Genomic DNA, 3094 nt, shown 5'->3' on the forward strand with positions numbered 1-3094 from the left:
CGTGCAATAGTATTTGACACAACAGGAAATCTAATAGTTGGTGGGAATTTCACAACCGTTAATGGTGTGTCTAGGACTTATTTTGTCAAGTTTAATGCAGATGGTACTTTGAATGCGTTCAATCCAGCACTTAATAGTTCCATTTTTTCAATTGCGATTAATTCACTTAATGAACTTGTAATTGGAGGTACTTTCACAACTGTAAATGGTTTGGCTAGAGTAGGCTTGGCTAAATTCAATTCTGATACATCATTAAATGCATTCAATGCAAATTTTAATACGAATCTTGTAAGAGTGGTTAAGTTCGATGCATCTGGTAATTTATTAGTTGGAGGTGATTTTACTACAACAAATGGAATATCTAGAAATCGATTTGCAAAATTTAATCCAGACGGAACATTGAACTCTTTTAACCCCAATTTGAATGTTTATGCAGCATCGATTGCTATTGATACCGCTAATAATTTGTATATTGGTGGTAATTTTACTACCGCTAGTGGTATTGCGAGAAATTATTTTGCAAAATACAATCCTGATGGAAGTTTAAACGGCTTGAACCCAAGTTATAGCTCAATTGTTAACACAATTGCAATTAATGCAGATGATACGGTTTACATTGGTGGAGCTTTCACAACCATCAATAACCAAGTAAGAAACCGATTGGCTAAGTTTAATGCTGATTTAACTTTAAACGATTTTAATCCTAATTTGCAAAATAGTGTTTCTGCAATTGTTGTCGCAACAGATGGTTCAGTTTATGCAGGAGGAACTTTTGTCACTGTTGGAGGTATTACAAGAAATCGTTTGGCAAAGTTTAATGCAGACGGAACTTTAAATAGCTTCAATCCCAATATGAATTCGACCGTGAACGCTTTAGTTTTGGATTCGTCAAATAGTTTATATGCTGGTGGAGCTTTTACAACAGTTGGTGGAGTTACAAGAAATCGTTTGGCAAAGTTTAATGAAGACGGTACTTTAAATAGCTTTAATCCAAACATGAATTCGACCGTGAACGCTTTAGTTTTAGATACTTTTAATAATTTATATGCTGGTGGAGCTTTTACAGCAACTGGTGGTGTTACAAAAAATCGTGTAGCTAAATTCAATCCTAATGGAACACTAAATAGTTTTAATCCTGACATCAACAACATCGTCGCTTCGTTGGCTCTTGATGCAGCAAATAATTTATATGTTGGAGGACAATTTACAACCGTTAGTGGTGGAATATTTACGAGAAATAGACTAGCAAAGTTTAATGCTGATGGAAGTTTAAGTGCTTTCAATCCAGATGTACAAGGTACCGTTAGTTCCATTACAACAAGTCCAGGAGGATCAGTTTACATTGGAGGACAAATTGTCTCAGTTAATGGTTTTCCAAGAACTCGTTTCGCAAAATTTGATCCAGATGAAACGCTTAACAGCTTAGATTTAAATTTGAATACTACTGTTTCGGTAGTGCTTTTTAATAATTCAAAATTATATATTGGAGGTCTTTTTACAAAACGATACGATGTGTATGATAATATTAGTAGTAGTTGTGAAATTTCGTTAAACAATCCAATATCTGCAAGCATTTGTGGAACAGGCACAGCAAATTTGAGTATTACCCCAAGTTCAGGAATAGTAAATTGGTACGATGCTCCAACTGGCGGAACACTATTAGGTACAGGAACTACATTTACAACTCCAACAATTTCGTCAACAACCACCTATTACGCTGAGGCAGTTGACGGTGCTTGCACTTCTTCAATAAGAGTAGGAGTAACTGTAACACAAAAAACCTTACCAACTCTTACAGTAGGTGCTAATCAAACATTATGTAATGGTTCAGCTACACAAACAACAGATTTTACTGCTCCTTCTTTTGGAACAGTTTGTGCAACAGTAACTGAAGGTTCCAATTTGGTTCTTACTGCGCCATCAGGTTCGGTTTTTAACTCAGTAAATTTTGCAAGTTATGGAACGCCTGATGGAACTTGTGGAAACTTTACAATCGGCGGTTGTGATGCTGGCAACAGTGTAGCAATTGTCTCTTCCTATATAATTGGACAAAACAGCGTTAGTATTCCTGCAAACAATACTACTTTTGGCGATCCATGTGGTGGAACAGTTAAAAGACTATCAGTGGAAGCAGTATACGGAAACGTAGCTACGATTACTTGGACAAATAACACTCCTTCAATTGGCTTATCAGCAAATGGAGTTGGAAACATTCCTTCTTTTACAGCTGTAAATAATGGATCTACTCCTATAGTAGCTACAATATTGGTAAGTGTTACTGAAAATGGCTGTACGAATTCTATTCCGTACACAATAACAGTAAATCCATCAGCAAGTTCAGAAACTATTACTGCTTGCGATAGTTATACTTGGCCTGCAAATGCAGTTACTTATACCAGTTCTGGAACTTATTCTTATGTAAACACTTGTGGAAGCACTCAACTTTTAAATTTAACAATCAACAACAGTTCAGCAACGAGTGAAGCTATTACAGCTTGTGATACTTATACTTGGTTGGCTAATGGAATCACTTATACCACAAGTGGTATTTATACCAATACAACTACCAATGCTTTTGGTTGTCCGAATGTGGCTACTTTGAATTTGACTATAAACAACAGTTCAGCAGCTAGTGAAACTATTTCGGCTTGTGATACTTATACTTGGTTAGCCAATGGTGTAACTTATACCACAAGTGGTATTTATACCAACACAACTACCAATGCATCAGGATGTCCAAATGTAGCATCTTTGAATTTAACCATCAATAATAGTTCAACAACATCTGAAACAATTACAACATGTGATTCTTATACTTGGTTGGCCAACGGAACAACATATACATCAAGTGGCGTTTACACAAATGCTTCGACAAACGCTTCAGGTTGTTCAAATGTTGCCACTTTAAATCTAACAATTAACAGCAGTACAACAACATCTGAAACAATTACAGCATGTAATTCGTATACTTGGTTAGCAAATGGCGCAACGTATTTAACAAGTGGTGTTTACACAAATACAACTACAAATGCCTCTGGTTGTCCAAATATTGCCACGTTGAATTTAACAATTAACAACAGTTCAACAACTTCAC

General features: G+C 35.8%; 1 protein-coding gene. It reads left to right on the plus strand.

Translation table 11 applies throughout. The annotated features are described in order from the left end of the window. On the plus strand, nucleotides 1-3094 hold a 3094-nt coding region (locus tag ACH2CG_RS15455; RefSeq protein WP_395066805.1), incomplete at both ends, for a hypothetical protein.

The organism is Flavobacterium sp. (assembly GCF_043778725.1).
Taxonomy (GTDB): domain Bacteria; phylum Bacteroidota; class Bacteroidia; order Flavobacteriales; family Flavobacteriaceae; genus Flavobacterium.